22 protein-coding genes and 1 pseudogene are annotated in these 25,679 nt (G+C 59.9%); 19 read left to right on the forward strand and 4 right to left on the reverse strand.

The annotated features are described in order from the left end of the window. Positions 1 to 13 precede the first annotated feature (13 nt). A complete protein-coding gene (locus tag ACZ47E_RS16435; protein WP_112636674.1) occupies positions 14 to 838 on the reverse strand; it encodes a class I SAM-dependent methyltransferase in 825 nt (274 codons plus the stop codon). Between the two features lie 113 nt (positions 839 to 951). Between ACZ47E_RS16435 and ACZ47E_RS16440 the strand changes: the two genes are divergently transcribed. From ACZ47E_RS16440 to ACZ47E_RS16470, 7 genes and pseudogenes are all read left to right on the forward strand, one after another. Continuing rightward, positions 952 to 2,085 carry an ABC transporter substrate-binding protein gene (locus ACZ47E_RS16440; RefSeq protein ID WP_111813432.1) on the forward strand — a complete coding sequence of 378 codons (1,134 nt, stop codon included), beginning with the start codon at positions 952 to 954 and terminating at the stop codon, positions 2,083 to 2,085. A gap of 98 nt (positions 2,086 to 2,183) precedes the next feature. Beyond that, on the forward strand, positions 2,184 to 3,323 hold the full coding sequence (locus tag ACZ47E_RS16445; RefSeq protein ID WP_464017046.1) for an ABC transporter substrate-binding protein: 1,140 nt from the start codon (positions 2,184 to 2,186) through the stop codon (positions 3,321 to 3,323). Then, entirely contained in the window at positions 3,320 to 4,387 is a 1,068-nt protein-coding gene (locus ACZ47E_RS16450) for a FecCD family ABC transporter permease (protein ID WP_034498339.1), read from the forward strand. Before ACZ47E_RS16445 ends, ACZ47E_RS16450 begins: the two co-directional genes overlap by 4 nt. Then, positions 4,381 to 5,133, forward strand: a complete 753-nt coding sequence (locus tag ACZ47E_RS16455; protein WP_004438328.1) for an ABC transporter ATP-binding protein — start codon at positions 4,381 to 4,383, stop codon at positions 5,131 to 5,133. Before ACZ47E_RS16450 ends, ACZ47E_RS16455 begins: the two co-directional genes overlap by 7 nt. 80 nt (positions 5,134 to 5,213) lie before the next feature. Next, a pseudogene (locus ACZ47E_RS16460) lies at positions 5,214 to 5,420 on the forward strand (hypothetical protein); the annotation flags it as partial. Positions 5,421 to 5,434: 14 nt separating this feature from the next. After that, positions 5,435 to 7,282 carry a type I secretion system permease/ATPase gene (locus tag ACZ47E_RS16465; RefSeq protein WP_464017047.1) on the forward strand — a complete coding sequence of 616 codons (1,848 nt, stop codon included), beginning with the start codon at positions 5,435 to 5,437 and terminating at the stop codon, positions 7,280 to 7,282. Continuing rightward, positions 7,269 to 8,582 (forward strand): HlyD family type I secretion periplasmic adaptor subunit, encoded by a 1,314-nt coding sequence (locus ACZ47E_RS16470; protein WP_034498328.1) that lies wholly within the window; start codon positions 7,269 to 7,271, stop codon positions 8,580 to 8,582. The genes ACZ47E_RS16465 and ACZ47E_RS16470 overlap by 14 nt, the downstream gene beginning before the upstream one ends. 24 nt (positions 8,583 to 8,606) lie before the next feature. Here ACZ47E_RS16470 and ACZ47E_RS16475 read toward each other — a convergent pair whose 3' ends face one another. Both ACZ47E_RS16475 and ACZ47E_RS16480 read right to left on the reverse strand, forming a co-directional pair. Then, positions 8,607 to 9,527: an SMP-30/gluconolactonase/LRE family protein gene (locus ACZ47E_RS16475; protein ID WP_464017048.1), complete on the reverse strand. Its 921-nt coding sequence runs from the start codon at positions 9,525 to 9,527 to the stop codon at positions 8,607 to 8,609. A gap of 33 nt (positions 9,528 to 9,560) precedes the next feature. Continuing rightward, on the reverse strand, positions 9,561 to 10,274 hold the full coding sequence (locus ACZ47E_RS16480; protein WP_464017049.1) for a GntR family transcriptional regulator: 714 nt from the start codon (positions 10,272 to 10,274) through the stop codon (positions 9,561 to 9,563). 103 nt (positions 10,275 to 10,377) lie between these two features. On the opposite strand from ACZ47E_RS16480, the gene ACZ47E_RS16485 reads away from it, so the two are divergent. The 10 genes from ACZ47E_RS16485 to ACZ47E_RS16530 are packed head-to-tail and all read left to right on the forward strand — an operon-like array spanning position 10,378 to position 21,279. Continuing rightward, positions 10,378 to 11,430, forward strand: a complete 1,053-nt coding sequence (locus ACZ47E_RS16485) for a Gfo/Idh/MocA family protein (RefSeq protein WP_034498323.1) — start codon at positions 10,378 to 10,380, stop codon at positions 11,428 to 11,430. After that, the gene (locus ACZ47E_RS16490; RefSeq protein ID WP_312939412.1) at positions 11,423 to 12,439 is read left to right on the forward strand and encodes a Gfo/Idh/MocA family protein; all 1,017 of its coding nucleotides are present in this window, start codon (positions 11,423 to 11,425) and stop codon (positions 12,437 to 12,439) included. Before ACZ47E_RS16485 ends, ACZ47E_RS16490 begins: the two co-directional genes overlap by 8 nt. Further along, entirely contained in the window at positions 12,436 to 13,509 is a 1,074-nt protein-coding gene (locus ACZ47E_RS16495; protein WP_464017050.1) for a Gfo/Idh/MocA family protein, read from the forward strand. Before ACZ47E_RS16490 ends, ACZ47E_RS16495 begins: the two co-directional genes overlap by 4 nt. 22 nt (positions 13,510 to 13,531) lie before the next feature. Then, positions 13,532 to 14,803 (forward strand): ABC transporter substrate-binding protein, encoded by a 1,272-nt coding sequence (locus ACZ47E_RS16500; protein ID WP_035208505.1) that lies wholly within the window; start codon positions 13,532 to 13,534, stop codon positions 14,801 to 14,803. Between the two features lie 57 nt (positions 14,804 to 14,860). Continuing rightward, the gene (locus tag ACZ47E_RS16505) at positions 14,861 to 15,829 is read left to right on the forward strand and encodes a carbohydrate ABC transporter permease (RefSeq protein ID WP_004438359.1); all 969 of its coding nucleotides are present in this window, start codon (positions 14,861 to 14,863) and stop codon (positions 15,827 to 15,829) included. Beyond that, positions 15,822 to 16,865, forward strand: a complete 1,044-nt coding sequence (locus ACZ47E_RS16510) for a carbohydrate ABC transporter permease (protein WP_035208507.1) — start codon at positions 15,822 to 15,824, stop codon at positions 16,863 to 16,865. The genes ACZ47E_RS16505 and ACZ47E_RS16510 overlap by 8 nt, the downstream gene beginning before the upstream one ends. A 19-nt stretch (positions 16,866 to 16,884) precedes the next feature. Then, on the forward strand, positions 16,885 to 17,964 hold the full coding sequence (locus ACZ47E_RS16515; RefSeq protein ID WP_464017051.1) for an ABC transporter ATP-binding protein: 1,080 nt from the start codon (positions 16,885 to 16,887) through the stop codon (positions 17,962 to 17,964). 37 nt (positions 17,965 to 18,001) lie between these two features. Next, positions 18,002 to 19,726 (forward strand): L-arabinonate dehydratase, encoded by a 1,725-nt coding sequence (gene araD, locus ACZ47E_RS16520; protein ID WP_464017052.1) that lies wholly within the window; start codon positions 18,002 to 18,004, stop codon positions 19,724 to 19,726. A gap of 10 nt (positions 19,727 to 19,736) precedes the next feature. Then, positions 19,737 to 20,534, forward strand: coding sequence for an NAD-dependent epimerase/dehydratase family protein (locus tag ACZ47E_RS16525; protein WP_464017053.1), 798 nt, complete (start codon positions 19,737 to 19,739; stop codon positions 20,532 to 20,534). Positions 20,535 to 20,568: 34 nt separating this feature from the next. Next, the gene (locus tag ACZ47E_RS16530; RefSeq protein WP_003506768.1) at positions 20,569 to 21,279 is read left to right on the forward strand and encodes a ribonuclease activity regulator RraA; all 711 of its coding nucleotides are present in this window, start codon (positions 20,569 to 20,571) and stop codon (positions 21,277 to 21,279) included. A 3-nt stretch (positions 21,280 to 21,282) separates the two neighbouring features. Here ACZ47E_RS16530 and ACZ47E_RS16535 read toward each other — a convergent pair whose 3' ends face one another. After that, positions 21,283 to 23,634 (reverse strand): helix-turn-helix transcriptional regulator, encoded by a 2,352-nt coding sequence (locus ACZ47E_RS16535; protein WP_464017187.1) that lies wholly within the window; start codon positions 23,632 to 23,634, stop codon positions 21,283 to 21,285. 135 nt (positions 23,635 to 23,769) lie between these two features. On the opposite strand from ACZ47E_RS16535, the gene ACZ47E_RS16540 reads away from it, so the two are divergent. Further along, positions 23,770 to 24,798 (forward strand): ABC transporter permease, encoded by a 1,029-nt coding sequence (locus ACZ47E_RS16540; RefSeq protein WP_464017054.1) that lies wholly within the window; start codon positions 23,770 to 23,772, stop codon positions 24,796 to 24,798. Next, positions 24,798 to 25,679: an ABC transporter permease gene (locus tag ACZ47E_RS16545; RefSeq protein WP_004438385.1), complete on the forward strand. Its 882-nt coding sequence runs from the start codon at positions 24,798 to 24,800 to the stop codon at positions 25,677 to 25,679. The genes ACZ47E_RS16540 and ACZ47E_RS16545 overlap by 1 nt, the downstream gene beginning before the upstream one ends.

Below are 25,679 nucleotides of genomic sequence, written 5' to 3' on the forward strand. Positions count from 1 at the left end.
CACAGACGGAGCCTCAGGTTTTGCCTGTGATGCCCGGCTTCACCGCGCAGACTGCATAACGATGCTGCAGTCCCCGGAGTATACCTTTCAGCAGGCTGAAATTTTTCGCCTGGGCGCGGTGAATGGCCTGGAGTTCCTGATCGATTGCAACAGGTTCGAAACCCGTCTGTCGCAGAAGCGCTGCAACTTCGCCGGCTCTCGCACCGTTTGAAAAATAGACACGCGACAGGATGCTGGTGAAGGTATTTTCCGGATCCGCTGGCTTGTGCGGCTGATCCTGTTTGACCAATCCCAAGCCTTCGAGACCTGCCGCAAGTTTCTTTACCAGTTTTTCGCGCCAGCTAGTATTGACGAAATCGCCATCCACGATCAGCAGGCGTCCACCCGGTTTCAGCACTCGGAACCACTCCGCGAAACTTGCCCGTGGATCGACCAGCGTCCAGACCAGATGGCGGGTGATGATGACATCGGCGCTCTCATCCGGCTCCATCGTGTTTTCGGCATCGCCGACGAAGAAACGGATGCTACGCCCACGGCTTTTTGCTTTTTCACGGGCAAGCGCCAGCATTGTTTCGGACCAGTCCATGCCGGTAACCTGAAATCCCAGATCGTCCATGAGGTGAGAGATGACGCCGGTGCCGCTGGCAAGATCGAGCGCGCTGCGCCCCTCACCCGGACCAAGATGTTTCAAGATCAGCGCGTGCCACGCCTCTCGCTCCTCTTCGGAGAAAATTTCATGGCCGGGGGACAGGTCGAAAGTCGCGGCGCGGCCGGACCAGTAGGCTTTGATTTCGTCTCTCAGGCTGTCGTTTTTGCCATATTCTATGGTGTCGATCATTGGTCTTCAGCTCATGTACCGGTCAGTTAAGAATGGCTCTAAAACATAAATGTTGACTAGTACAGTCAGAAAATAATACAGCCGCGCCAGTTAACACTGGAGAGCAATATCCGATGCGCATCTCAGCCAAATCTGCGGCATTTGCCCTTGGCCTTCTCGTATCTGCCGCATGGCCGGCATTGGCCGAAAAGGTCACCGTCAAGGATGTGACCGGCCGGGATGTCGAAGTCAACGTTCCCGTTTCGCACGTCATTCTCGGCGAAGGCCGGCAAATTTACTTCCTGGCGGCGCTCGACAAGGAAAACCCTTTCCAGCACGTGGTCGGCTGGCGTGACGATCTGTCGAAGGCCGATCCGGAAACCTACGACGCCTATCTCGCCAAATACCCCGATATCGCCAAGCTGCCGACTTTCGGCGGCATGAAGGATGGCACCTTCGATGTCGAGCAGGCCGTTGCCCTGAAGCCCGACGTCATTCTGATGAACATCGACGCGAAGACGGCGACCGAAGAGGCAGGTTACATCGAAAAGCTCGCAAAGGTCGGCATTCCGCTGGTCTATGTCGACTTCCGCGAAAAGCCGATGGAAAACACCGAGCCGAGCATGCGTCTGATGGGCAAGCTGATCGGCAAGGAAAAAATCGCGGAAGACTTCATCACGTTCCGGGCGGAATCCATCGCGAAGGTAACGGACACGCTTGAAAAGGCAAATCCGAAGAAACCTGTTGTGTTCATGGAGCGTGCCGGCGGTTACTCCGACGATTGCTGCATGTCTTTCGGCAACGAGAATTTTGGCAAGATGGTGGAGCTGGCGGGCGGCATCAACATGGCCAAGGATATTATTCCGGGCACCTTCGGCACCGTCAATCCTGAGCAGATCATCGCTTCCAACCCGGAGCAGATCATCATCACCGGCGGCAACTGGAACGGTTATGTCCCCGGCGGCAACTGGGTCGGCGTCGGTTACGGCGCGGATGTGAAGGAGGCCCGTCGCAAGCTGGAAAACCTGACCAAACGCCCGGCTTTCACAGGCGTCCAGGCCGTGAAGGACGGCAATGTCCACGCCATCTGGCACCAGTTCTATAACAATCCCTATCAGTTCGTGGCCATTCAGGAAATCGCCAAGTGGCTGCACCCTGATCTCTTCAAGGATCTCGATCCCGAAGCCACGTTCAAGGAACTTCACGCCCGCTTCCTGCCGCTTGACTACAAGCCCGGCTACTTCGTTTCGCTGAAGGATGGGAAATAAGACAGGGACGGTGAAGGAGGAGCGCCGGTCCACTCGATGGATGAAGCCGCAGCCACGCGGCTTCATCGTTTTGTTTTGAACTTGATGAGGACCTTCTCATGCGGCTTAACGCCCTCAGGCATCTTGCGATGCTGGCCTTCTCCCTTCTCGCCGTCGCGGCTCATGCGGGGGAGATCATCGATGTCACCGGACGCAAGATCGAGCTGGACCTGCCGGCCAAGCGTGTCATCGTTGGCGAGGCGCGTCAGGTTCACGTCATCGCGGCGCTGAAGGGCGACCAGACTTTCGATACTATTGTTGGCTGGCGTGACGACCTGCTCAAGAAGGACCCGGACAGCTACGCCGCCTACGTCGAGCGTTTCCCCGAGATCGAGAAACTGCCGCGCTTCGGTTACGTGCCACAGGGGGATTTCAGCCTCGAGTCGGCCATCACGCTTTCGCCTGATGTCATCACACTCAATCTCGAAGCGGAGAAATCAGCCAAAGAAAGCGGTTTCGAAGAAAAAGCCGAAGCTGCGGGTATCAAGGTCGTCTATCTCGATTTTCGCATCGATCCCGAAAAGAACAGTGAAGCCTCGGTCGAAATCCTCGGCAAGCTCTTCGGTGCCGAAGAGCGCGCGAAGGACTTCATCGCCTATCGCCGTGCCGAAATCGCCCGTGTGACCGACCGGCTCGCCAGCGTCAGGGACTTGAAGCGCCCTAACGTCTTCATTGAGCGTTCGCCCGGCATTTCTGGTGAAAACAACTGCTGCCGCACTTTTGGCCCGGCCAATTTCGGTGCCATGGTCGATCTCGCCGGTGGTCGCAATATTGCCGATGGCATCATCAAGACGACCTTTGGCGACCTCAATCCCGAACAACTCGTCGTTGCCGATCCCGAGCACGTGATTGTCACAGGTTCGAACTGGGCGGCTGAATCCGACATCAATCAGTTCGTTCCCGTAGGACGCGGTGCGGATATGGCTCTTTCCCGTGAGCGACTGGCCAACCTGATGAAGCGCACGCCGTTTCCGGAACTGACGGCCGTCAAGCAAGGCAACGTGCACGCCGTCTGGCACCAGTTCTATGGTGCGCCTTACGAGTTTTTCCCGATCCAGCAATTCGCGAAGTGGTTTCACCCGGACCTCTTCGCCGATCTCGATCCGGAAAAGAATTTCGAGGAGTTTCACCGGAAATTCCTTCCCGTCACCTACAAGCCCGGCTATTTCGCCTCGCTCGAAAAAGGTTTGAACCAATGAGTTCGCTGAATGAAAGCGCCGTTGGCGTCAGCGGGCGCGATCAATATCGCGCCCTTGCCGCGCGCAGGATCGTCATCCTCTTCGGGCTTTTCATCGCCCTGTGTTTCAGCATGGCCGCAGACATGGCGCTCGGTCCGGCTCGCTACACCCTCTCCGAAGTGCTTGCGACCATCGCCGATCCGGCCGCAGTGGGAAACCAGCTGCGTGTGGTCATCTGGGACATCCGCATGCCGATCGCGCTGATGGCGGTCACCGTCGGCGCGTCGCTTTCGGTGGCGGGCGCTCAGATGCAGACCATCCTGTCGAACCCGCTCGCCAGTCCGTTCACGCTCGGCATCTCGGCCGCCGCAAGCTTCGGTGCGGCGCTGGCGCTCGTCGGCGGGGTGGCGATCTTTCCGGGCGCCGTGCACTACATGGTGCCGATCAATGCCTTCATCATGGCAATGGTTGCGGCCCTTTTCATCCATTTCGCGTCGACCCTTCGCGGTGTGACGGTTGAAACGATCGTGCTTCTTGGCATCGCACTGGTCTTTACCTTCAATGCGGCGCTGTCGCTGCTCGAATACCTCGCTTCCGAACAGGCGCTTGCCGCCGTCGTCTTCTGGACCATGGGCAGCCTGACGAAGGCGACCTGGGACAAGGTCTATGTCACCGCCGCCATTCTTCTCGTTACCGTGCCGATGTTCATGCGCAATGCCTGGGCGCTGACGGCGCTCAGACTTGGCGATGACAAGGCGGCCAGCATGGGCATCAATGTGCGCCGTCTGCGGCTGCAGACGATGCTGACGGTCAGCCTGCTGGCCGCCATTCCGGTTTCTTTCGTCGGCACAATCGGTTTTGTCGGGCTGGTGGGGCCGCACATCGCCCGCATGCTGGTGGGTGAAGATCAGCGCTTCTTCCTGCCGGGTTCGGTGATCTGCGGAGCATTGCTGTTGTCTGCAACCTCGGTCATCAGCAAGATACTCATTCCCGGCGCTGTTCTGCCGATCGGCGTCATCACGGCGCTGGTGGGTGTACCTTTCTTTTTCGCGCTTATTTTCGGTAACAGGAGACGCGCATGGTAGCCCTCGCATTGAAGGATGTTGGCGCCGCCTATGGGCGCACCACGGTTCTCTCCAAGGTGGGCATCGATACGCTCGAAAGCGGTAGCGTGACGGCGGTGATCGGCCCGAATGCCGCCGGCAAGTCGACGCTTTTCAAGCGCATCGCTAGCCTGATCTCCGGTCCCGGGCTGGTGGAACTTTCCGATACCGCCCGTGGAGACCGCGCCATCTGCTACATGCCGCAGGACACCGGCGCAAACGCGGTACTGACGGTCTATGAATCCGTTCTGCTTTCCGCCAAGCAGGGCGGCGGCTGGCGCGTTCAGGATCATGAGCTGTTCGAGATCGACGCCATTCTCAAGGCGCTGAAAATCCATGACCTTGCCTTCCGCGGGCTTGGCGAATTGTCAGGCGGCCAGCGCCAGCTGGTCTCGCTGGCACAGGCGCTTGCCCGCAAGCCGGAGGTGCTGCTGATGGATGAGCCGACTTCCGCACTCGATCTCCACCGGCAGATCGAGGTTCTGGGCTTCGTCACCGAACTCGCGCAGAAGACAGGCATGATCGTTCTGATTGCTCTGCATGATCTCAACCACGCGCTGCGCTATTGCGAGAAGACGATGGTGATCGCACAGGGCGAAATGGTGGTGAGTGGCAGCACGGAAGCGGTGATAACATCCGACATGCTGCGCGAAATCTATCGCATTGATGCACGTATCGAACCCTGCTCGCAGGGGAGGCCGATGGTCATCGTCGACGGGGCAATCTGACGATGGAAGAACCCGGCTGCAAAAATTGCCGGGTTCCCTGGTAACTCGGGCCATGGGCCCGCGTCGGCGCACTAATTCTCGGTGATGAGGATGGTACGGACAAGCTCGATGTATCCGCCTGGGGCGCAACATCGGTGGACGATTTGTTGTGGTATGATGATAATGGAAATGCCGTTATCCTCTTGGCCACAGACACGTCCGTCTCCGTCACGCTGAACGGCGTCGATGCCAATGTGCTCGACGCATCGGACTTCATTTTCGCCAGCGCACCGGCGCTTGCCGCGTAAAGGAAAAACCGGCTGTGGGCTTTCAAAACCAGCAGCAGACACCGCCGCAGTCCCTCACTGCGGCGGTCGTTTCGCCCCTCAAGACTACGTTTTTCGGCCTCACGCTCGTCAGCGGTGTCGTCAACATATTGGCGCTGACGTCGCCGCTTTTCATGTTGCAGATCTATGACCGGGTACTGGCAAGCGGCAGTCTGCCGACCCTGGTCGGGCTCGCGCTTCTTGCTCTCGGGCTTTATGGTTTCCAGTGCCTGCTCGATATCATCCGTGCCCGTGTCCTGATCCGTATCGGCGAAGACTTCGACCTGCGCTACTGCCGCAGAGTGCATGACGCCGTGGTGCGCCTGCCGCTCGTCAACCGCATGCCGGGTGACGGCCTTCAGCCGCTGCGTGATCTCGACAATGTACGCGGCTTTTTATCCGGCACGGGTCCGACTGCCTTTTTCGACCTGCCGTGGATGCCGCTTTATCTCGGCATATGTTTCCTGTTCCATTTCTGGATCGGTGTAACGGCGCTCGCCGGCGCTGTGCTGCTGGTCTCGCTCACAATTTTCACCAATATCTTTTCTCAAAAACCAATCCGCGACACCATGGTGGAAAACATGGTCCGCAACCGGCAGCTGGAGGCCTCCCGCCGCAACGCAGAGGTGGTGCAGGCCATGGGGCTTGGTGGCCGGCTCGGTAAACGCTGGCAAAATTCTAACGAGGCCTATCTCGCCGCCAATCGCAGGGCGGGCGATGTGGCAGGCGGCCTCGGCAATATCGCAAAATCGCTTCGGGCCGTTCTACAATCGGCAATTCTTGCTGTCGGCGCTTGGCTCGTCATCGAGCAGGAAGCCTCCGGCGGCGTGATGATCGCCAGTTCGATCATGATGGGCCGGGCACTGGCGCCTGTCGATCTCGCCATTTCCAACTGGAGGTCCTTCGCGGCGGCCCGGCAGAGCTGGGCACGGCTGAGAGAGCTTTTTTCGCAAATGCCGGCCGATGCCGCTGCCATGGCCCTGCCGAAGCCAGAGAAGGAATTACGGGTCGAGAATGTCACCATCGTTCCGCCGGGCGGAAAAAAGCCCATCGTTGCTGGGCTCGGTTTCGTCGTGACAGCGGGAAACGCGCTCGGCATCATCGGTCCGTCAGGTTCGGGCAAATCGACGCTATCGCGCATTCTCACCGGCGCGTGGATGCCTGCCGCCGGCAAGGTGCGGCTCGATGGCGCAAGCTTCGATCAGTGGGACCGGGAAGCGCTTGGCCGCCACATCGGTTATCTGCCGCAGGGCGTGGAACTTTTTGAAGGCACCATCGGGGAGAATATCGCCCGTTTCGCGGACAACCCAGATCCCGAAGCCATCATCGCTGCAGCTAGGGCTGCCGGCGCACATGAGCTGATCCTGCGTTTCGAAAAGGGGTATGACAGCGATATAGGCGAGGCGGGTTCAGCTCTCTCGGCCGGGCAGCGCCAGCGCATCGGTCTGGCCCGCGCTCTTTATGGCAATCCCTTTATCGTGGTGCTGGATGAACCCAACGCCAATCTTGACGCGGAAGGCGAGGCGGCAGTGGTCCGGTCGATTGCCTCCGTCAAGGCGCGCGGTGGTATTGCCGTTGTCGTCGCCCATCGGCCAAGTGCCATCGGTGCGGTGGATTTCATCCTGATGATGGAAGAGGGAAGGATGAAGGCCTTTGGCCCGCGCGACGAGGTGCTTTCCAAGGTGCTGCGTGTTCCGCAGGGGCAGGGCGGCAAAGGTTTCACCGCATCCGCGCAAACGGTCTCACCGCTGCGCGTCGTGGCCAATACCCAGGCCCGACCCGCCGGGCTGGAAGACGGCCGTGAAGAGAACAGCCGGCAGGGAGAGACGGATGTCAAAGATTGACCAGCGCAGCAGCGTTTCCCGCTCCATCCGCAAGCATCTCTTTGCGGGACTCGCCGCAAGCATTGCGCTTCTGGCCGGTGTCGGGGGCTGGGCCGCGACGACCCGTCTTGCCGGTGCAGTCGTCGCCTCCGGTCATCTGGTTGTGGATTCGTACACGAAAAAGGTCCAGCATCCGAGCGGCGGTGTCGTCGGTGAAATTCTTGTGAATGAGGGCGAGAGGGTGAAGGCCGGCGATGTGGTCATGCGTCTCGATGCGACGCAGACCCGTGCCAATCTCGCCATCGTGACCAAGCGCCTGGACGAACTGACTGCACGGATGGCCCGACTGGAAGCCGAGCGGGACGATTTGCCTGAACTCGCCTTTCCGCGGACTCTGATCGCGCGCATGGATGACCCGAATGTCGCTTCTGCCATGCGCAGTGAAACGAAGCTGTTCGAATTCCGCAAGTCCTATCGAGAGGGCAGGAAAGCGCAGCTATCCGAGCGCATCACCCAGTTCGAACATGAGATCGAAGGTCTGAAGGCGCAGGAAGTGGCCTATGATAACGGGCTTGCGGTGTTGCAGGCTGAAATTGCCTCGCAGAAATCGCTGCGCGAACAGGGCGTCGTCTCCGTGCAGCGGCTGAACAGCCTGCAGACTCAGGCCGCGACATTCGGCGGGGAGCGCGGCGAAAAAATCGCCTATCAGGCACAGACTGCGGGGCGCATCACCGAAACCAAGCTGCAGATCCTTCAGATCGATCAGGAATTGCGGACCGAGGTCGGGAGGGAACTGCGCGAAATACAGGCCCAGATGGGCGAATTCGTCGAGCGCAAGGTTGCCGCCGAAGATCAATTGAAACGCATTGATATCGTCGCGCCGCAATCGGGCACGGTGCATGAAATGGCTGTGCATACGGTGGGGGGCGTCGTAACGCCGGCAGATCCGATCATGCTGATCGTACCTGACGGAGATGACCTTGCGCTCGAGGTGCAGATCCTGCCGAAAGATATCGACCAGCTTCAGGTGGGGCAAAAGGCCATGTTGCGCATGACCGCCTTCAATCAGCGTGTCACGCCTGAGCTGGAAGGCCATGTCAGCCGCATTGCGGCGGATATCACGACAGATCAGCGCACCGGGCTATCCTATTATCTGGCACGGATTTCCGTCCCGGTCACCGAGCGGAAGAAGCTGAACAATGCGCCGCTGGTGCCGGGCATGCCCGCCGAGGCCTTTATCCAGACCAGCGAAAGAACGGCGCTGTCCTACATCGCCAAACCGCTGACGGACCAGATCAGCCGCGCCTTCCGGGAGGACTAGGAATTCGAACCCGACCTGAGGGCGTTATCCACCTTCGCCAAAACGGAAGCCGGCGAACCCTCTCGTTTGCGTCGGGATAGCCCAGACGCCGCCCGAAAATGGCGCTTTCTCAAGCCGGTCTTCGGACATGTTGTGGCGGTGTGATGTCAGGAAAAGGATGCTGAAATCAGGCCCTCCGAAGCAGGGCATCGTGGGGTGAGGGACAGGAGCCGCGATCACGTTCGTCAGCTTGCCATCGGGCGAGAAAATGTTCAACACGCCAGCGGAAACGCCCGCGCTGTAATAGTTGCCGCTGCTATCGAGACAGCCGCCATCGGGTCTTCCTGTTTCTTCGGTCATCCGGGCCACCTGTACGCCCTCATCGAAGGTGCCGTTCAGGCGGTCGAATTTTCGCCGGCGTATCCATTTCTGGACGGAATCGCTTTGCCACATAATCGAGCCGTCGGAAGAAAAAGCGAGGCCGTTCGGGCATGTCAGCCCGGTCTGCATGCGCTCGGCGCTTTTTTCGGTGATCCGCCAAAGCTCGCCATGGGGCTCCATGTCCGAAAGCGGCACATTGTGCATTGTTCCCACCCAGAAAGCGCGGTCGGGGCCGATCCGTCCGTCATTCAGCCGGCAGGGGATGCCTTCGGGTGCCGGAATGGAATGGAGGAGACGCGTTTTGCCGCTGTCCGGATCGAGGATGACGATGTCCATGCCACAAGTGACGATGAGTTCGCCGTTCTGGCAAAGGCCGAGACTTGAAACCGTCCTGGGGAACGGCCATTCTTGATAGACGCCGGGCTCAAGACCTGCGCACCGCACGGTCTTTCCGAGAATATCGCACCAGAAAAGCACCTGTCGCCGCTCGTCCCAGACAGGGGATTCCGCCAGTGTACTCATCGTGTCGCACAGAAGTTTCGTTTGCGACATGGCAAGCGCTTGTCGGGGATTTGCCGTATTCATGATGTTCGAACCGTTGAAAAAGATGCCGCAGAATTACTCGAAATAGTCCTGGTGGTTCTCGAAGACTTGCGAAAGAATGCCGAGGACACGTCTCAGATGTTTGCGCAAATTATCGGTCGCGCGGGCTTCGTCTCCTGCCCTGATTGCGTCATATACCGCCTCATGTTCGGAAAGCAGGCGTGCCATGTGCGCTTCGTCGCTTATGGCGAGTGCGCGCAGGCGATCCAGTCCCGCCTTCTCGCGGATCAACAGGGATTCCAGTCTTTCAAGCCCAGTCGCGGCGGCAAGCGCGCTGTGGAATTGGTCGTCATGAACGCGGAAAGCCTTTCTGTCTCCATTGCGCATTGCTGCCCGCTGGCCGTTCAGGGCGTGTTCGATCTCCTGTTCCGCTTCCGCTGTCAGGCCGATCTGGCACAGCCTGCAGACTGCCGCCACCTCAAGTGCCTCGCGGATGAATTGCGCGCTGCGGATGTTCTTTTCCGATAATCTCGAAACATAGGTGCCGCGGCTTGGCAGCGTCACGATCAAACCATCGTCGCGCAGACGGCTCAGCGCCTCCCGCACCGGGGTTCGGCTGGAATTGAACGACTGTCCGATTTCGTTTTCCGACACTGCCTGACCGGGAAAAAGCTCCCGCGAAAGGATGGCGGATTTCAGCGCGGAATAAATCTGGTCCACGACCGGACGGTTAAGGTCCAGTCGCTCCATTGTCGGCACGGTGCCGCCTGTCACGGGAATTTTCGGCATATACCCTCCAGCGTTCTCATAACCGGTATACCGGAACACAAGTCTGTTGACAACCGGCATACCGGTATGCAAATGATTGCGCATTGGGAAGGAGGCTCCCGAAATGCAAAATATCAAGACCTGCGTCATCGTTGGTGCCGGAATGGTAGCGAAGACGCATGTGCTTGCCTGCGCGGCAAGCCCTGAAAAAATTCGCCTGAAAGGCATAGTCGATGGTGGCTCCGGCCGCGCCAAGGCGCTGGCCGCCGAAGCCTCGAAACACACCGGATATGAAGTTGCGGTTTATTCCTCAGTCGAGGAGGCGGCGCGCGATACGGATGTCGATTTCGCCATCATCGCAACACCGCCAAATGCCCGTATTGATATCGTCGGGAAACTGGCGAAAGCCGGCAAGCACATCCTGATGGAGAAGCCCGTCGCTCGCAATACGCAGGAAGCAGACGGTCTCGTTGCCCTTTGTCGCGAGGCAGGTGTTACTCTCGGCATCATCTTCCAGCACCGCATGCGGGCTGCATCGCAAAAAGCCCGTGAACTCGTTGATGGCGGCACGCTCGGCGCGCTGGGCCTCTGCGAAATCTCCGTGCCCTGGTGGCGGGCGCAATCCTATTACGACGAACCGGGTCGCGGCACGCTGGCGCGCGATGGCGGCGGCGTTCTGATCTCCCAGGCAATTCATACGATCGATCTGGCATTGAGCCTGACGGGGCCAGTGGCCCGTGTTCAGGCCATGGCTGCGACGACGCGGTTCCATCGCATGGAAACCGAAGATTATGTTTCTGCCGGGCTGCGCTTCAAGAACGGTGCCGTTGGCTCGCTGGTGGCAAGCACCGCAAGTTTCCCCGGCGCTGCGGAATCGATCCTGCTGCACTTCGACAATGCCAGCCTTCGGCTCGCTTCGGGTCTGTTGCATCTCGACTGGCGCGATGGCCGGCAGGAGACTTTTGGCGGCGCTGCCGCTGGCACGGGCGGCGGCGCCGACCCCATGGCTTTCACGCATGAATGGCATCAGGGCGTCTTCGATGATTTCGCAGACGCCATCTCTTCAGGACGCCCGCCTGTTGTCACCGGCGAAGCGGCTCTTTTGTCTCACAGATTGATCGACGCGATCATCAACTCGGCCGACACCGGCAAGGAAGTGGAACTGCAGGATGAGTAAAGCAATCAAGTTCGTCGCTCTCGGGATTGAGCACCGGCACATTTTCGGCATGGCCCAGAACCTGCTGGATGCCGGCGCCGAATTTGCCGGCTGGTGGACAGAAGGCGAGCCCGATGTCGTGGAAGGCTTCGTCAAGCGCTTCCCGGATGTGCCGCGCGCAGCATCGAAAGAGGCGCTGCTGGCTGACGGCACCGTCGATCTCGTCGTGATCGCCGATATTCCCTCCAAGCGCGCCGATCTCGCGATTGCCGCCATGGAAGCCGGCAAGGATGTCATGTCCGACAAGCCCGGCTGCACCACATTCGAACAGCTCGACCGCCTGCGCCAGACGGTGGCAAAGACCAAGCGCATCTGGACCGTGGATTTCTCCGAGCGCTTCGAAGTGCCGAGTGTGACAAAGGCAGCTGAACTCGTTGCCGAGGGCGCCATCGGCCGCGTCATCCAGACTGTCGGCCTTGGCCCGCACCGCCTGAACCGCCAGATTCGCCCGAAGTGGTTCTTCGAGCGCGAAGCCTACGGTGGTATCATCACCGATATTGCCAGCCACCAGATCGACCAGTTCATGTTCTTCACGGGTTCGACCGAGGTTGAGATCGTGTCCGCCACCGTTGCCAATTACGCCAACCCGCACGATCCGGGTCTTCAGGATTTCGGCGAAGTTGTGCTGCGCGGCAACAAGGGCCACGGCTATATCCGCGTCGACTGGTACACACCGGATGCGTTGCCGACCTGGGGTGACGGCCGCCTGACCATCCTTGGTACCGAAGGTTACATCGAGCTGCGTAAATATGTCGATGTCGGCAACACCGAAGGCACGGATCGCCTCGTTCTCGTGAATGGCGACCGTTGCGAATATATCGATGCCTCTGGCGCTGGTCTGCCCTATTTCGCTCGCATCTGCGACGATATCCGCAACCGCACGGAAACGGCGATGACGCAGGAACACGTCTTCAAGGTCTGCGACCTGTCGCTGCAGGCACAGGCCAAGGCTGAGGGAGCCTCGAAATGATTGGTGTTGCCATTATTGGCGCCGGCATCGGCGCCCAGCATCTGAGCGGCTATCGGGCGCTACCCAATCGCTTCGTCGTCAAGGCAATCTGCGATCTCGATCTGGAGCGCGCTCGCTCCGTCGCCGGCGATGATACCTCCATTCGTCTGACCACCGATCTCGATGAGGTTCTGGCCGATGAGAGCATCCAGCTGATCGACGTCTGCCTGCCGCCGCACCTGCATTTTCCGGTGACGCTGAAGGCGCATGCGGCGGGCAAGGACGTCGTCTGCGAAAAGCCGCTGGTCCGCTCTCTGGAAGAGGCCAATGCGCTGATCGATTCCGTCAAGAAGACCGGCCGCGGCGTGTTTCCCGTGTTCCAGTACCGCTTCGGACACGCCATGCGGCAGCTGCGCGCGCTGATCGATGCCGGTCTTGCCGGCAAGGCCTTCGTCGCGAGCTCGGAAGTTCACTGGAACCGTGGCGCGAGCTATTACGACATTCCCTGGCGCGGCACCTGGAAGGGTGAATGCGGCGGCGCAATCCTCGGTCATGCCATTCATGCCCATGATCTTCTCTGCCACGTCCTCGGCCCGGTCGAAGAAGTTTTCGCCATGGCCGATACGCGGGTCAACAAAATCGAAACCGAAGATTGCGCAGCACTCAGCTTCCGCATGAAAAGCGGTGCGCTCGCAACCAGCTCGGTCACGCTCGGCGCGGCCGAAGACACCTCGCGCCTGCGTTTCTGCTTCGAGGGCTTCACGGCGGAAAGCGGCACCTTGCCGTATCGTCCGGCGGAAGACACCTGGCGTTTCATTGCCCGCGCCCCGACGACGCAGGATCAGATCGACGCTGTTCTGGCAACGGTGGCTGATGGCGAAAACGGCTTTGCCGGTTTTGTCGAAGCCATTGCCGACGCGATGGAAGGACGCGGCGGCAAGGAAGTGACGGTTCATGACGGCTTGCAGTCAATCGAACTCGTGACAGCCATCTACCGATCCGTCCGGGAAGGAAAGCCGGTTTGTCTGTCCGATGCCGCCGAAGGTGAGTGGATCAAGGGCTGGGCTCCGAGCGCATCCGCAAAAGCATAATCATCTAACGGGAGGAAACCAGATGACCAGAAAATACAGCATGGCACTGGCGCTCGCCATTGGCGTGGCGTCCTTTGCCGGTGCCGCGCAGGCGGCGCAGGAAGTGCGCTTCACCTGCGCTTATGACGGTAACGGCTGCGAAATCCTGAAGGATATTCTCGCACGTTACGAAAAGCAGCATCCCGATGTGAAGATCGTCACCGATGTCGTGCCCTACAAGGCGCTGCTGGAAGGTCTGCCCGTTCAGCTCGCCGGCGGCAGTGGTCCTGACTTCGCAACCGTGACCGATCTTGGCGGTCTCAACCGCTATTATCTCGATCTGACGCCCTATGTGGACGCGAAGTATTGGGAAGACAATTTCTCCAACGTGCTGAAATGGTACCGCAGCGGCCCTGACGACAAGGGCATCTACGGCATGCACACGCAGCTCACCATCACCGGCGCCTTCATCAACCGCACGCTGTTCGATCAGGCAAACGTCGCCGTTCCCGGCAAGGATGCAACGCTGGATGACTGGGCAAAGGCCGCCAATGCCGTAGCCAAGGCAACCGGCACGCCTTACCCGATGGCGATCGACCGTTCCGGCCACCGCATCGCCGGCCCGGCCATTTCTTACGGCGCGAAGATTTTTGATGCTGACGGCAAGCCGATCCTCGTCGATGAAGGCTTCACCACGTTCGTGAAGAAGTTCGTGGAGTGGAACAAGGACGGCACCATGGCGCGTGACGTCTGGGCTGGTCAGGGCGGCAATACCTACCGCGACGCCGCGCAGGAATTCATCAACGGCCAGCTGGTCTATTATTATTCCGGCAGCTGGCAGACAGCGCGCTTCGACAGCCAGGTGGGCGACGCCTTTGACTGGGAAGTCGTGCCGCAGCCCTGCGGTGGCGCAGCCTGCACCGGCATGCCTGGCGGCACCGGCATCGTCGGTTTCAAGCAGACCAAAAACCCGAAGATCGTTGCCGACATCCTGAACTTCCTTGCTCAGGACGAAAACTATCTCGACTTTACGGTGCGCACCCGCAACGTTCCGGCGAACAAGTCGGTGGCTGACAAGGGCGTGACCTATACCGGTGCGACGCCTGCGACGCAGAAGGCCATGAATGCCTGGCTCGACCAGATCCCCGGTCTCAGCCCGATTGCCTACGCCTACCAGGGCTACAAGAACAACCGCGCCATGTTCAACATCTCAGTCCAGCGCATCACGCAGGCTATCGTCGGTGAAAGCACCGTTGATGAGGCCATGGCCCGTGCGAAGACGGACCTTGAGGAAGCGTTGAAACAGGCGAAGTGATCCATCGCCTTCCGGCGCGGCGCATGCCGCGCCGCGCCGGATCGAAGGAGGACCCTCATGTATAAATTTCTTGCGCCCGTCATGGGCATTGTCGAACTGCCCTTTTCCTTCCTGCAGAAGGTTCTTGGCCACAGGCGGATTGCGTGGGTGTTTCTGACGCCCAACCTGATCCTCTTTGCGGTCTTCGCCTTCCTGCCGATCCTGCTGAACATGGCCTATTCCGTGACCGGCAGCGAACACATATTGCTTTCCGAGCGCCCTTCGGTGGGCGGCGAAAACTTTTCGGTCCTTCTTTCCTGTCAGAATTATCTCGATCCCAATTCCTGTGCGCGCGATCTCTTCTGGCGTTCCGTCTGGAACACGCTGTTCTTCGTCGTGCTGCAGGTAGGTTTCATGGTCGGCTTTTCGCTGATCACGGCCATCGTGCTCAACCGCGATATCCGGGCGCGCGGCTTTTTCCGTGCGGTGTTCTTCTTCCCTGTTTTGCTGTCGCCTGTCGTCGTGGCCTTGATCTGGAAGTGGATACTCCAGCGTTTCGGCGTTCTCAATGCGGCGATGGAAGGCTTAGGCCTCGGTTCGGTGGACTGGTTGCTCGAAGCCAATCTTGCCTTCGGCTGGTCGGTCTTCCTGTCGGTCTGGGCGCATATGGGTTTTTACACGCTCATTCTCCTCGCCGGCCTTCAGGCGATCCCGCGCGATGTCTACGAGGCGGCGCAGCTGGACAAGGCAAGCCCATGGCGCATCTTCCGGCGCATCACCCTTCCGCTGCTTGCGCCCACCATGCTCGTCGTTCTCGTCCTGTCGGTCATCAAGGGCGTGCAGACTTTCGATGAAGTCTTTGCCTTTACCGGCGGTGGCCCGGGTTCGGCGACGACCTTCATCATTCAATTCATCTATCAGACCGGCTTTGCCGGGACGCCCCGGAATTTCGGACTTGCGGCTGCCGCTTCGCTGCTGCTCGCCGTGGTGCTCGTGGTGCTGACCGCCCTGCAATTCCGGGCAAACAGGAGCAAGGTCGATGGCTAGGATTGGCGCATTTCTGACCCGTACCCGCGGCCGTAACGGCAAACTGCATTGGACCGATTGGCTGTCCTACGCCTATCTCGGCGTGGCCGTGCTGATGATGTTCGGTCCTGTCGTTTGGCTGGTGCTCTCGTCGTTCAAGACGGAAGCCGATCTCCAGCGCTTTCCGCCACGGCTTTTGCCCTATAGCCAGGAAACCATGGTGGTGGACGGGCAGCCAAATCCGCTGCCGGCCTATGTCGACAAGGATGGCCGCAAGCTCGGCATGATCAGGCGTATCGGCCTCGTGGCGCAGGTGGTTGATCCCGCCAAGCCGGCGGAAGTGCTGAAGATGCAGTTTAACGAGCTGAAGCCGGCTGAAAAGGTGGCGCTCGCGACGGAAAACTACACCGAGCTTTTCCAGCGCTTCAATTTCCCGCTCTATTTCTGGAACTCGACCTTCATCACGGTCACCTCGACCATCATCATGCTGATCGTCAATTCCATGGCGGCCTTCGCGCTCTCGAAATATCAGTTCAAGGGCAGGGGCGCCGTGCTGGCGCTGGTGGTCGGTACGCTGATGATCCCGCAGACCGTCGTGCTTGTGCCGCTGTTCCTCATCACCAGCCAACTCGGTTTGATCAACAGTCTCTGGGGCGTCATCATTCCCGGTGCCGCGACACCCACGGGCGTCTTCCTGCTGCGGCAATACATGCTGACGATCCCGGACGAGATCCTCGATGCGGCGCGCATGGACAAGGCCAGCGAGTGGAAAATCTACTGGCGCATCATCCTGCCGCTCTCAGCACCGGCGCTCGCGGTTCTCGCGATCCTTGCGATCATGTGGCGCTGGAACGATTTCCTCTGGCCGCTCATCGTGCTGACCCGCAACGACAACTTCACCCTGCAGCTGGCGCTCAACTCCTTCCAGGGCGAGATGACGACGGAATGGAGCAACCTTCTGGCCATGACCGTGCTGACGCTTGCGCCCATCGCGCTGGTCTTCATGTTCCTGCAAAAATATATCGCCACTGGCATTGCGTCCACGGGCGGCAAATAATCCTCAGGGAGGAAATACAATGGCAAGTATAGAGCTTCGTCAGGTCAAAAAGACATATGGCGCACTCGATGTGATCAAAGGCGTTGATCTCGATATCAAGCACGGCGAATTCTGCGTTTTCGTCGGCCCATCCGGCTGCGGCAAGTCCACCCTGCTGCGCATGATCTCGGGCCTCGAAGAGTTGAGCGGTGGTGACATCGTCATCGGCGGCGATGTGGTCAATACGGTGCCAGCTGCGGATCGCGGCCTTGCCATGGTATTCCAGTCCTACGCCCTCTACCCGCATATGACGGTACGCGAAAACCTCTCTTTCGGTCTTGAGAATATCGGCACGCCGAAGAAGGAGATCGCCGAGAAGATCGCGCAGGTCGCCAAGATGCTGCAGATCGATCAGCTTCTCGAGCGTCGTCCCAAGGATTTGTCGGGTGGGCAGCGCCAGCGCGTCGCCATCGGCCGCGCCGTGGTGCGGGAACCTCGCGTGTTCCTCTTCGACGAACCGCTTTCCAACCTCGATGCGGAACTGCGCGTCGATATGCGCGGTGAGATTTCCAGTCTGCACCGGCGTCTCGGCAACACCATGATCTACGTCACGCATGATCAGGTGGAAGCCATGACCATGGCTGACAAGATTGCCGTTCTGCGCGCCGGCAAGCTGGAACAGTTCGGCGTGCCACTCGATCTCTACAACCGCCCGGCCAATCTCTTCGTGGCGGGCTTTATCGGCTCTCCGAAGATGAATTTCTTTGCTGGCGAAGTGACGTCGGACGCAACGCCTGCTCTCAAAATCGCGACGGGCGAGACTATCCCGCTGCCGCAGACCGGCTTTGCCTATAAGCCCGGCCAGAAAGTGACGCTTGGCATTCGCCCCAACCATGTGGAGCCGGGTGAAGGCGGCGCATTGACGATGTCGGTTCGCACAGCGGAACAGCTGGGCGGCGAGTCCTATCTCTACGGTAATCTCGGTGACGGCACTCCCGTAACGCTGCATCTTTCCGGCCAGACCTCGACATCGGCGGGCGAAGTCATCCGCCTGTCGGCGCCACTTCAACATGTCCATCTTTTCGACACAACGAGCGGGCTGACGCTCCGGCAGGACTGACAGCCTTAGGCACCACCCGCAACGTAGGACCAATGACATGACCGATAAAAAACTCCGCTCCGACCGCTGGTTCGCACCCGATGACCTGCGCAGCTTCGGCCACCGCTCGCGCATGATGCAGCTGGGTTATGCGGAGGAGGATTTTATCGGCAAACCCGTCATCGGCATCCTCAACACTTGGTCGGAGCTGAACACCTGTCATTCGCACTTTCCAGAGCGCGTGCAGGACGTGAAACGCGGCGTGTTGCAGGCTGGCGGCTTCCCCGTCGAAATGCCGTCGCTTTCCGTGGATGAGAGCTTCACCAAGCCGACATCGATGCTTTACCGCAACATGCTGGCGATGGAGACGGAAGAAATGATCCGCTCGCATCCGCTGGATGGTGTGGTGCTGATGGGCGGTTGCGACAAGACGACGCCGGGCCTCGTCATGGGTGCGATCTCGGCCGGTGTGCCGATGATCTATCTGCCCGCCGGCCCGATGCTGAGCGGAAATTATGCCGGCAAGGTGCTGGGCTCGGGTTCGGACGCCTGGAAATATTGGGATGAGCGCCGCGCAGGCAATGTTACGGACGAGGAATGGCGTGGCGTGCAGGGCGGCATTGCCCGTTCTGCCGGTGTGTGCATGACGATGGGCACGGCCTCGACCATGACGGCCATTGCCGACGCGCTCGGCATCACCCTGCCGGGTGCCTCCTCCATTCCGGCAGTCGATTCCGAACATCAGCGCATGTCCGCGGCCTGTGGTCGCCGCATTGTCGAGATGGTGTCGGAAGATCTGACCCCTAACCTTATTCTGACGGGGGCAGCGTTCCGCAACGCCGCCATCGTCGCCATGGCGACGGGTTGTTCCACCAATGCCGTCGTCCACCTCATCGCCATGGCGCGCCGCGCCGGCGTGCCGATGACGCTGGATGAGCTGGACGAACTTGGCCGCGTTACACCGCTCATCGCCAATGTCCGCCCCTCCGGCAAGAACTATCTGATGCAGGACTTCTTTTACGCCGGTGGCCTGAGGGCGCTGATGAAGCAGCTGGAAAGTCGTCTCGACTGTTCCGTGCTGACCGTGACTGGCCGCAGCATGGGCGAAAACCTTGAGGGTGCAAAGGTCTACAACGACGACGTCATCCGCTCGCTGGACAATCCCGTCTATGCGGAAGGCTCTCTTGCCGTGCTGCGCGGCAATCTCTGCCCTGACGGTGCCGTCATAAAGCCCGCCGCCTGCGACCCCAAACTCCATATACATCAGGGTCCGGCGCTGGTGTTTGACAGCTACCCTGAAATGAAAGCCGCCATCGACGATGAAAATCTCGATGTGACGCCCGATCATGTGCTGGTGCTGCGCAATGCCGGTCCGCTCGGCGGCCCCGGCTTCCCGGAATGGGGCATGCTGCCCATTCCAAAGGCGCTGATCAAAAAAGGGCACCGCGATATGCTGCGCATCTCAGACGCCCGCATGTCCGGCACGTCCTACGGTGCCTGCGTACTGCATGTCGCACCGGAAAGCTTCGTTGGCGGTCCCTTGGCGCTCCTGAAAACGGGCGATATCGTCCGCCTCGACCTGCCGCAGCGTCGTCTCGACATGCTGGTCAGCGAAGAGGAAATCGCTCAGCGCCGGGCGGCATGGCAAGCGCCTGCGCCGCGTTATGAACGTGGGTACGGCTATCTCTTCTCCAAGCACGTGACGCAGGCCGACCAGGGTTGCGACTTCGACTTCCTGCAGACGGATTTTGGCCGTTCCGCCGGCGAGCCCGATATTTTCTAAGAGGCCCATCATGTTGCAGCGATTGCTCATCACCGGTGCCGGCGGCAAGCTGGGCAGCATGTTGCGCGGGCGGCTTGGCCATGTTGCCGAAACCATCCGTCTTTCTGATGTGGTTGATCTCGGTTCGCCAGCGCCTCATGAAGAGTTCGTCCACTGCGCGCTGGAGGATGAGCAGGCAGTTTACGATCTGGTCAAGGATTGCGACGGCATCGTCCATCTCGGCGGAGTTTCCGTAGAAAGGGCGTTTGATCCCATCGAGGCTGCCAATCTGCGTGGTGTCTACAATCTCTACGAGGCGGCGAGGGCGCACGGCAAACCTCGCATCCTGTTCGCGTCCAGCAACCACACGATCGGCTATTACCCGCAGGGGCAGCAGCTTGGTCCGGAGACACCCTTTCAGCCGGATGGCCTTTACGGCGTCTCGAAGATTTTTGGCGAGGCAATGGCAAGCCTCTACCATTCCAAATTCGGACAGGAGACGGCTATCGTGCGTATCGGCTCCTGTGACGAGAAACCCACGAACTGGCGCATGTTGTCGACCTGGCTCAGCTACGGTGACTTCGTGTCTCTGATCGAGGCCACCTTCCGCGTGCCGAAACTCGGATGCCCGGTTATCTGGGGCGTTTCGGCCAATGACGAGAGCTGGTGGGATAATTCCCATGTCGATTTTCTCGGCTGGCAGCGGCGCGACAATGCCGCGCGCTACCGGGCTGAAATCGAGCGCGACGTCCCGCGCCCCGGCCCCGAGGCTGCGATCGCAAAATATCAGGGCGGCATTTTTATCGATGAGCCCATTCACAGGACTTGAAACATATCCATCCGGCCATTGCGAGGAAACAGACATGAATAATGAAACGCGCGAAAAACTGATGACGATTTCCGTCGCCACGCTAGCGACAGCGCTTTACAAGCGCGGCCTGCGAAACCAGGTCATTCAGGGCGTTCGCCCGCTGGGCTACAAGGGCAAGAACATGGTGGGCCCGGCCTTTACCCTGCGCTACATGCCGGCCCGCGAGGATCGCAACCAGCTCGTAGAATTCCGCAATCCCGCCCATCCGCAGCGTGTTGCCATCGAAACCTGCCCGCCGGGCCACGTGCTTGTCATGGACAGCCGCAAGGACGCCTCTGCCGCCTCGGCCGGCGATATTCTGGTGACGCGTCTGATGGTTCGCGGTGGTGCGGGCATCGTTTCCGATGGCGGTTTCCGGGATGCGGCCACCATTGCCGAACTGGACATTCCGGCCTACCACACCCGCCCTTCGAGCCCCACCAATCTGACCAAACACGAGGCCATCGAGATCAACGGCCCCATCGGCTGCGGCGATGCACCGGTGTTTCCCGGAGACATCATCGTGGGTGATGCCGATTGCGTCATCGTCATCCCCGCCGGCATTGCCGATGAAGTGGCGACGGAAGCGGTTGAAATGACAGCCTATGAGGATTTCGTGGTAGAGCAGGTCAAGGCCGGCCAGACGATCATCGGCCTTTACCCCTGCACCAAGGAAGAGCACCAGACGGCCTTTGCCGAATGGCGCAAGAAGAATAACCGCTGAGCCTCATAACCAGCCCAGTGCTTTCGCCGCGCGGATCGCCTCCGCGCGGCGTTTGCAATCCAGCTTGCGGAACAGGTTGCCAAGGTGAAACTTCACTGTCACTTCCGAGATGTTGAGCGTCTGAGCAATCTTCTTGTTCGACATGCCGCTGGCCAATAGCTGCAGCATCTGTGCTTCCCGTTGAGAAAGGCCGCCATGCAGCGCCCGGGCCTGCGGTGAGTTCACCGAGGCGGCGAAAATAGACAGCGCGGTGCGGACATCGGATGAGGTTTCGATGAAACTGCGGATGCGGCGATTGTTGAGAAGCGGCGAAAGGAAGACGCGCTCTTCCGACAGCACACCGTTGCAGCCAAGGCGGGTCGCCGATTCAAGCGCGGTGAGTATATGCGCGCGGGCGGCGGCGTTGTCACGGCGCTGGTGCGCGGCATAGCTCTGCCAGATTCTCAATGCGACCTTCTCGCGATTGGTGACCTTTGGATTGGCGATCATCGCATCGATCTGCCGGGAGAGATAGGCGCGGGGTGTGAACAGATGCACCGCATCGCGCAGCCAGGCCATGACATAGGCGATTTCATCACGACGTGTCAGGCGGGAGAGGTCTTCGTGGGCGCTCTCCACCCAGTTACGGCCCATGGGCATGCGAACTGCTGAAAGCGTCGCTGCGGCATCTGCCCAACGGTTGGCGTTCTGATAGGCGATGGCCGTTCTGATCTCCATCATCGCATGAAACTGCAACCCCTCCGACAGATGAATCCAGAGTCCGTCCAGAAAACCCGGACGAACGGTCATCGGAAAATGGTCGATCAGCACCTGCGAGGCGTAATGAAGTGCAAACTGCATCAGACTCGGCCAGATTTCGGCGACGGCGAAATGATCGAAGTCATGTTCGACGAAATGCAGCAGGTCGCGCGGTTTTCCGGCCTCATAGGCAAGGCAGGCTTCCGCCAGTCGCAGCATCCGGAACTCCTGCATGGCATCATGCGGCACCTGTTCCAGCCGTGCGCGCGCTTCCTGCGCCGCCCGGCGTGCCAGAAGTACATCGCCGCTCATCAGCCGCAGCACGATCTGGTGCAGATGGATGAAGAATTCGAGCAGAGGCTGTCCGCCCATCTTGCGCAGATAGATAAGCGCGCGGGCGGCGGCCGCCTCTGCCTCGCGGAAATTGCGACGGCGGATTTCGAACTCAAGCAGCGCATTGTAATAGGCCGCCCATTTCCCGTGATCGTCCATGGGGTAATCCGCCATGAACTCGCCAAGCCGCGTTATCACCGCGTCATTGGGCGTCAGGTCCTCGGCGATCATCAGGTTCAGCCGGAAGGTGCGGGCGGCGAAGGAAAACCGCGAGCCGCGGGCTAGCACCTTCAGCGGGTCAAGGTAATCCGAGCCGAGGCTTTTGCCGAGCAGATGGCGCACGCGCTGCAATTCGCCCTGTTTCAGCAAGGCGCGGGTAACCGCGAAAAGGACGGTTTCATTGGAGGTGATCATATCCTGCGAAAATCGCATGATGATCTCGCGAAACCTGTCGACGCTGCTTCGGTAGATGAGTTCCCGCCCATGGGCGCGTTCGAGGATTTGCGCGGCATGGGTCTCGTAACCGCGATCGAGCAGCATCGCCATGGCTGCGAGCGAATGCCCTGCCTTTTCGAAGGCCGAGGCGACCTCCACCACGGCGCTGCCGGCCTGCAAGGTGGCGAGGCGTTCTCTTGCCGCGACCGTTAGGAGCCGTATCAGTGTGTGGTGATTGTCGGGTTTTCCCGTCAGAAAGGGCGGCAGAAGCATGGCCCAGTCAGCATCTGGGGCGGCGGAAGGGTTTTCGAGCCAGAAGGAAAGTTCGACGGTCTGGGCGGGCGTGAGATGGGGCAGATAGCTTTCGCGCAGATAGTCGGCGCATAACGTGTCATCCGGCAGGCGCGCCAGCGAAAGAAAGGCCGGCCATCCCGCGTAATCCTCGAGTGCCAGCCGTCGTTGCCCGGGCGGAAGGTCGTCCGCCTCATCTGGCCGTAAGGCGAGTTCTTCCGGTCCTATGGTGAGCGAGCCGTGATGCAGGATGTGACGCGCCATGCCGCTGATCCTCTGGTCCGGCCGGCAGGCGATGACGACGAAACGCACCGATTCCAGAATGGGGGCTGGCATGCGTACCGCCCTTGCAAAAACTGGAATGTCCCACAGCAGGTTGCCATTGACCGCGTCATCGCTTTGCGGCTGGTGCGTGCGGCATATCTGAGCTCCGAGCTCCTTTGCCAGCGTCTCCAGCAATACGCTTTTTCCCGCACCCGCCGGTGCGCGCAGAAACACCACGCCCGCGGTTTCGCTGGCAATGCGATTGCAGAGGTGGGTCCGGGGCAGAAGCATCATGGGAAAGGGATAGGATATCAGTTTCAAAAAACCTATACTCATTCTTTAAAAAACTATACCTTTCAGCGATTGTTCGAATGGCCATGTGGTGAAAACTTGTGCTCAGGCAACCGATGCACAAGGAACGTTCCACCGATGCAGCAACATCCGCTGGTCGCGATTTTGAACAGGCTCGGCACCTTCGTGCTGGTCATGATCGCCCTGTCCATCATGATTTTCGTGCTGGCCCGCGTGGTGCCGGGAGATCCCGCCCGCATGGCGCTGGGGCCGGCTGCAACGCAGGACCAGGTGGATGCGTTGCGCGGGCAGATGGGCCTCGACAAGCCGCTCGCCGTTCAATATCTCGATTATATCGGCAATGCATTGCATGGTGATCTGGGCTTCTCGCTGGTTTCGCAGCGCCCCGTTACAACCGATCTGGCGCAGACTGTTCCCGCGACCGTCGAGCTGGTGCTGGTCTCGGTCATCTTCATGTTCCTCGTCGCCATCCCGCTCGGCGTCATCACGGCGCATTATCGCGACCGGCCGCTGGATCATATCGGTCGCATCCTGTCGCTTACCGGGGTCACGATCCCAAGCTTTCTCTTCGCCATCACGCTGCAATTGCTGGCAGCGCGCTTTCTCTCCGGCTGGCCGATCATCGGCAGGCTCGATCATTCGCTTGGCTGGCAGGGCGGCCCCACCGGTTTCATCCTTGTCGACGGCATGCTGGCCGGACGTTTCGACGTCGTGCTCGATGCGTTGAAGCATCTCGCGCTTCCGGCTTTTGCGCTTTCCATGGCCGGCATCGGCCAGATCACCCGCATCACGCGCTCCTCTATGATCGAGAACCAGCGCAAGGACCATGTGCTGACCCTGCAAAGCTTCGGCGTGCCGGAGCGGGTCATCATCTTCCGTTACCTGCTGAAGCTCTCTTCCATCGCGCCGCTAACGATCATGGGTCTCGAATTCGCGTCGCTGATCGGCAATGCCTTCGTGATCGAGATGGTCTTCGCCTGGGGTGGTTTTGCTTCCTACGGGCTCAACGCCATCCTGCAGAAAGACCTCAACGCCGTGACCGCCGTGGTGCTGGTGGCCGGCCTGTTCTTCATCGTTGCGAACCTGATCGTGGATGTTCTGATCTCGATCATCGACCCGCGTCTGCGCCGCAAGGAGGCTCGCTGATGGCCGATATGAAAATGCTCGAACCCACCGATCGGGGCTTAAGCGCCGGTTACATGATGTGGTATCGCTTCAGTCGCAATCCGGCGGCGGTCATCGGCTCGCTGATCCTTCTGTCGGTGCTTATACTGGCGGTTTTCGCACCCTGGCTTACGCCCTATCCGAAACATATCGGCGCGGTCGTCGATTTCCGCGCCCGCCATATGCCGCCGGATCTGGAACACTGGTTCGGCACCGACAAGGCCGGGCGCGATATCTTTTCCCGCACCATCTTCGGGCTGCGTGTCTCGCTGCTTCTCGTCATCGGCGTGCTCGGTATTTCGGTTCCGGTCGGAACTGTGCTCGGCCTGATCGCCGGTTATTTCGGCGGCTGGACCGAAAAACTCATCAGCGGCCTGACGAATGTGATGCTGGCCATGCCGCCGCTCGTCATGGCGCTCGCGGTCTCCAACCTGCTGGAACCGACACTGATGAACGCCATGATCGCGATCACGCTGCTGTGGTGGACCTGGCATGCGCGGCTGATCTATTCGGTATCGAAGTCTATCGCCTCGGAAGACTATATCGAAGCGGCACGTCTTGCCGGTGCAGGCCCGTTGCACATCCTCTTCCGCGAAATCCTGCCCAATTGCGTTTCGGTCATATCGGTCAAGACGACGCTCGATGCCGCCTTCGTCATTCTGTTTGGCGCGACGCTGAGCTTCCTTGGTTTCGGTGTCAAGCCGCCGACGCCTGACCTTGGATCGATGGTCGCCGACGGGCGCCAGTTCATGCCGGATTTCTGGTGGGAAGTGCTCTGCCCCGGCGCGGCCGTGCTTTACGTGACGCTGGGCTTCAATCTGCTGGGCGACGGCCTGCGCGACATGTTCGACGTGGAAAGCTAA

It is taken from the genome of Agrobacterium sp. 5Ca39 (assembly GCF_055382365.1).

Bases quoted from the DNA above. Each gene is read 5' to 3' on its own strand.
- ACZ47E_RS16435 (WP_112636674.1), bottom strand. From the start codon at position 838: ATGATCGACACCATAGAATATGGCAAAAACGACAGCCTGAGAGACGAA.
- ACZ47E_RS16495 (WP_464017050.1), top strand. From the start codon at position 12,436: ATGATTGGTGTTGCCATTATTGGCGCCGGCATCGGCGCCCAGCATCTG.
- ACZ47E_RS16525 (WP_464017053.1), top strand. From the start codon at position 19,737: ATGTTGCAGCGATTGCTCATCACCGGTGCCGGCGGCAAGCTGGGCAGC.
- ACZ47E_RS16500 (WP_035208505.1), top strand. From the start codon at position 13,532: ATGACCAGAAAATACAGCATGGCACTGGCGCTCGCCATTGGCGTGGCG.
- ACZ47E_RS16480 (WP_464017049.1), bottom strand. From the start codon at position 10,274: ATGCCGAAAATTCCCGTGACAGGCGGCACCGTGCCGACAATGGAGCGA.
- ACZ47E_RS16440 (WP_111813432.1), top strand. From the start codon at position 952: ATGCGCATCTCAGCCAAATCTGCGGCATTTGCCCTTGGCCTTCTCGTA.
- ACZ47E_RS16535 (WP_464017187.1), bottom strand. From the start codon at position 23,634: ATGATGCTTCTGCCCCGGACCCACCTCTGCAATCGCATTGCCAGCGAA.
- ACZ47E_RS16510 (WP_035208507.1), top strand. From the start codon at position 15,822: ATGGCTAGGATTGGCGCATTTCTGACCCGTACCCGCGGCCGTAACGGC.
- ACZ47E_RS16540 (WP_464017054.1), top strand. From the start codon at position 23,770: ATGCAGCAACATCCGCTGGTCGCGATTTTGAACAGGCTCGGCACCTTC.
- ACZ47E_RS16475 (WP_464017048.1), bottom strand. From the start codon at position 9,527: ATGAATACGGCAAATCCCCGACAAGCGCTTGCCATGTCGCAAACGAAA.
- ACZ47E_RS16470 (WP_034498328.1), top strand. From the start codon at position 7,269: ATGTCAAAGATTGACCAGCGCAGCAGCGTTTCCCGCTCCATCCGCAAG.
- ACZ47E_RS16445 (WP_464017046.1), top strand. From the start codon at position 2,184: ATGCGGCTTAACGCCCTCAGGCATCTTGCGATGCTGGCCTTCTCCCTT.
- ACZ47E_RS16450 (WP_034498339.1), top strand. From the start codon at position 3,320: ATGAGTTCGCTGAATGAAAGCGCCGTTGGCGTCAGCGGGCGCGATCAA.
- ACZ47E_RS16530 (WP_003506768.1), top strand. From the start codon at position 20,569: ATGAATAATGAAACGCGCGAAAAACTGATGACGATTTCCGTCGCCACG.
- ACZ47E_RS16485 (WP_034498323.1), top strand. From the start codon at position 10,378: ATGCAAAATATCAAGACCTGCGTCATCGTTGGTGCCGGAATGGTAGCG.
- ACZ47E_RS16455 (WP_004438328.1), top strand. From the start codon at position 4,381: ATGGTAGCCCTCGCATTGAAGGATGTTGGCGCCGCCTATGGGCGCACC.
- araD (WP_464017052.1), top strand. From the start codon at position 18,002: ATGACCGATAAAAAACTCCGCTCCGACCGCTGGTTCGCACCCGATGAC.
- ACZ47E_RS16545 (WP_004438385.1), top strand. From the start codon at position 24,798: ATGGCCGATATGAAAATGCTCGAACCCACCGATCGGGGCTTAAGCGCC.
- ACZ47E_RS16505 (WP_004438359.1), top strand. From the start codon at position 14,861: ATGTATAAATTTCTTGCGCCCGTCATGGGCATTGTCGAACTGCCCTTT.
- ACZ47E_RS16490 (WP_312939412.1), top strand. From the start codon at position 11,423: ATGAGTAAAGCAATCAAGTTCGTCGCTCTCGGGATTGAGCACCGGCAC.
- ACZ47E_RS16515 (WP_464017051.1), top strand. From the start codon at position 16,885: ATGGCAAGTATAGAGCTTCGTCAGGTCAAAAAGACATATGGCGCACTC.